This window comes from Saccharopolyspora sp., from assembly GCF_017434145.1.
Classification (GTDB): Bacteria; Actinomycetota; Actinomycetes; order Mycobacteriales; family Pseudonocardiaceae; genus Saccharopolyspora_C; species Saccharopolyspora_C galaxeae.
Genome location: NZ_JAFRFW010000357.1, coordinates 1 through 3581, shown reverse-complemented (window position 1 = coordinate 3581; position 3581 = coordinate 1). Strand labels below are relative to the sequence as shown.

The 3581-nt window shown below is 70.9% G+C and carries 3 protein-coding genes; 1 reads left to right on the top strand and 2 read right to left on the bottom strand.

Annotation, left to right across the window (positions count from 1 at the left end):
* Positions 1-363 (bottom strand): hypothetical protein (locus tag IJH84_RS09780; RefSeq protein ID WP_295143000.1); only part of this gene is annotated, 363 nt, incomplete at its 3' end.
* A gap of 108 nt (positions 364-471) precedes the next feature.
* Positions 472-2238: an LCP family protein gene (locus tag IJH84_RS09775; protein ID WP_295142997.1), complete on the bottom strand. Its 1767-nt coding sequence runs from the start codon at positions 2236-2238 to the stop codon at positions 472-474.
* Between the two features lie 329 nt (positions 2239-2567).
* Here IJH84_RS09775 and rfbB point away from each other — a divergent pair, with 329 nt between their 5' ends.
* A complete protein-coding gene (gene rfbB, locus IJH84_RS09770; protein WP_295143003.1) occupies positions 2568-3548 on the top strand; it encodes a dTDP-glucose 4,6-dehydratase in 981 nt (326 codons plus the stop codon).
* Positions 3549-3581 lie beyond the last annotated feature (33 nt).

The following is a 3581-nucleotide window of genomic DNA, read 5'->3' as shown; positions in this document are numbered from 1 at the left end:
CGGTTCCGAGCCGTCCAGAACTGAGCTGTCGGCCGCCGCCGCGCCGTCCGATCCGGTGCTGCGCGACGCGGCGCTTTGCGATGTCGTGTCGTCCGATGCGGCGCTGCGCGATGCCGTGTCATCCGAAGCAGCGCTGCGCGATGCGGTGCCGCCCGATGCGTCGCCGGGCCAGACGGTGCCGGTCCAAACCGTGCCGTGCCACGCGGTGCGCCCCGATGCAGTGCCGTGCGAAGCCGGGTCGCCCGGGTCCGAGCCGCCACCCGCCGCGTCCGCAGCGCGCCCGTGGTCGGGTTGCGCGGCCCGCTGCTCGTCCGGTTCCCGCGAGTCGCCCGAGCCCGCGGTCGGCACGTCTTCCTCGGCCACGTTCCCTCCCCCTGGCGGCCTGCCACCGGGACCGGACCGGCGGTCCGCCCGCGCGGGTCCACCTTCCGGCCGACGCGCGCGATCAGCTTAACGCGGCGCGGAACCCGGTCAGTTCACGCAGGGGACGCCGCCCGCGTCGATCGGCGCGTCGCCGGAACCGGACTGCTGGGCGTGCAGCGGTGCCGCGGCGCGTTGCCCGCCGTCGAGCTGGACCTGCTTGTTCCCGGCGAACTGCTGCGCCCCGGGGCCTTGGTAGTCGCTGCCCACGTACACCTCGACGTTGCCGGACTGCAGGTTGCCGCTCGGTTGCAGCGGCAGTCCGCCGAGGGTGGCGGCGACCTGCCCGGCGGCGGCCTCGTCGCCCGGTGCGTGGTAGACGACCGACTTCGCCATCGAGTCCGAATTGGAGCTGCCGCCCTGGGTGAAGCCCGCTTCGCTGAGCGTGCTCAGCACCTGGCCCGCCAGACCGCTCTTGCCGGTGGCGTTGAAGACGTTCACGGTGGTGCCGCCGCGCTGCTTCTCGGCGGCCTGCTCGGCCTGCTCCTTGGCCGCGCGCTCCTGCGGCGGCAGCAGCAGCCCGTCCGCGAACTGCTTGACCTCGCGCGGGTTCGCGGTGACGTCCTCCGAACCGGACTCGCCCTCCAGCTCGATCGGGATCGTCTGGAAGCTGATGTCGCCGCCCGCGATGCCCTGCATCTGCTGGGCGAAGTCGACCACGTCCCAGCCCTTGTCCAGCACGACGGACTTCTTCAGCGCCTCCATCAGGCTGGTCAGCTTGGCCGGGTTGCTCAGCGTCCCGCTGGAGAGGATCTTGCGCGCCAGCCCGGACATGAACACCTGCTGGCGCACCACCCGGTCCAGGTCGCCGCGCGGCAACCCGTGCCGCTGCCGCACGAACGCCAGCGCGTCCGCGCCGGCGACGGTCTGCGGCCCGGCCTTGAACACCGCGCCGGAGTAGTCGCTGTCGTTGACCTCGTCCTTCAGGCAGACGTCGACACCGCCGACCGCCTGGGTGATCTCGTAGAAGCCGAGCAGGTTCACCTCGGCGTAGTGGTCGATGCTCACCCCGGAGAGGTCTTCCAGGGTCTTGATCAGGAACTTCTGGCCTTCGGCCTTGGACTGCAGTTCGAGCTGCTTCGGGTCGGTGACGCCGCTGGCCTGCAGCTTCTGCTTCGCGTCGGACTTGGCCCTGGGCAGCGCGGAGTTGAGCTTGTTCTCCCCGTACCCGTTGCCCATCTGCACCATGGTGTCGCGCGGGAAGGACATGGCGCTGGCGCGCCCGCCACCGTTCGGGATCCGGATCAGGATCATCGTGTCGGTGAGGTCGCCGCCTTCGTCGTCGGTGGTGCGCAGCGTCTTGAGGATCTCGTCCGGCAGCGGGTTGCCGTCGGCGTCGGTGCGGCTGTCGTTGCCGATCAGCAGGATGTCGGTGGCGCCGTCCGGTTCGCTCAGGCCGCCACCGATGACGTCGCTGCCGGAGAGGTTGCTGTTCAGATTTCGCAGGGTCGCCCATGCGTAGCCGGTGAATGCGAGCACCAGCACGGAAAGCAGGGCCACGAACGTCCGCCCGACGATCATGCCGTTGCGGCGGGCGTTGCGGCCGCGGTTCCAGGTGTCCTCGGGCGGCGGGGGAGCGGGTCGCTCCGGCCGCGGTTCGGGTCGTCGCTGCTGCTCGCCCGGCGGGCGCTGCTGCGCGCGGGCGGGCCGGTCGGCCGGTGCGGGGCGGTCCTGGGAGGGCTGGCGGGGTCCGCCGCCGGGTGCGGGACGTCCGGCGGGGCCGGAACCGGGGCGGGGCTGGCGCTGCGGTCCGCGCGGTGGGACGGGCCTGCCCGGTTGCCCTGGTGGGCCACCTGGCCGTCGCGACCGGTCGTCCACGCCGAATCCTCCTTGGGACTTCCTGCGAGCGTTACACCTCGCCGGGGTGATTTTTCGGCGAAGCCACCACGCAGGCTAACGGTGATCCGCCGTCGGGGTTGCGAGCGGGCGGAATCGCCGCAGCCGCACGTACTTCGTAGTCGGAAGATCACTGCGAGTGGTTCGCCGCTTGCACTCCGCGTGTTGTTCGGCGGCGCGGACGCCGCTTTTCGCACTGCGTGGTCGGCGCTGACCACGCCCGGCCGACAGCGTGGCAGACTGCTTCCGGGCGACGTTCGGTCCCTGCCGATCCGCCCTGCGGCGGAAGGGAAATCCCCATGGAAGGTGGCATGCGAGTACTGATCACCGGTGGGGCCGGCTTCATCGGTTCGCACTACGCGCGGCAGCTGTTGCAAGGGGCCTATCCCGCGTTCGCGGACGCCGAAGTGGTGGTTCTGGACAAACTCACCTATGCGGGCAATCAGGAGAATCTGCGCCCGGTGGCGGAAAATCCGCGGCTGCGCTTCGTGCGCGGGGACATCTGCGACGCCGAGCTGGTCGCGGAGCTGATGACCGGGGTCGACGTGGTGGTGCACTTCGCCGCCGAGTCCCATGTGGACCGTTCGATCCTGGGCGCGTCGGACTTCGTGCGGACCAACGTGGTCGGCACCGACACGCTGCTGCAGGCCGCGCTCGCGGCCGGGGTGGGCAAGTTCGTGCACGTCTCCACCGACGAGGTGTACGGCTCGATCGAGACCGGTTCGTGGCCGGAGGAGCACGCGCTGGAGCCGAATTCGCCGTACTCGGCGGCGAAGGCCGGCTCCGACCTGATGAGCCGGGCCTACTTCCGCACCCACGAGCTGCCGGTGTGCGTGACCAGGTGCTCGAACAACTACGGCCCGTACCAGTTCCCGGAGAAGCTGCTGCCGCTGTTCATCACGAACCTGCTGGACGGCCACCGGGTTCCGCTCTACGGCGACGGCGGCAACGTGCGCGACTGGTTGCACGTGGACGATCACTGCCGGGGCATCCAGCTGGTCGCCGAGTCCGGGCGCCCGGGCGAGGTCTACAACATCGGCGGCGGCACCGAGCTGACCAACCGGCGGCTGACCGAGCGGCTGCTGGAGGCGATGGGTCAGGACTTCTCGATGGTGCGCCCGGTCGACGACCGCAAGGGGCACGACCGGCGCTACTCGGTGGACCACGCCAAGATCGCCGCCGAGCTCGGGTACCGGCCGCGGGTCGGCTTCGACGAGGGACTGGCCGAGACCATCCGCTGGTACCGGGAGAACCGGTCGTGGCGGGAGCCGTTGAAGCAGGTTCAGAAGTGAGCGCGCAGCGCCTCGCGCTGCTCGTGCCGGGCG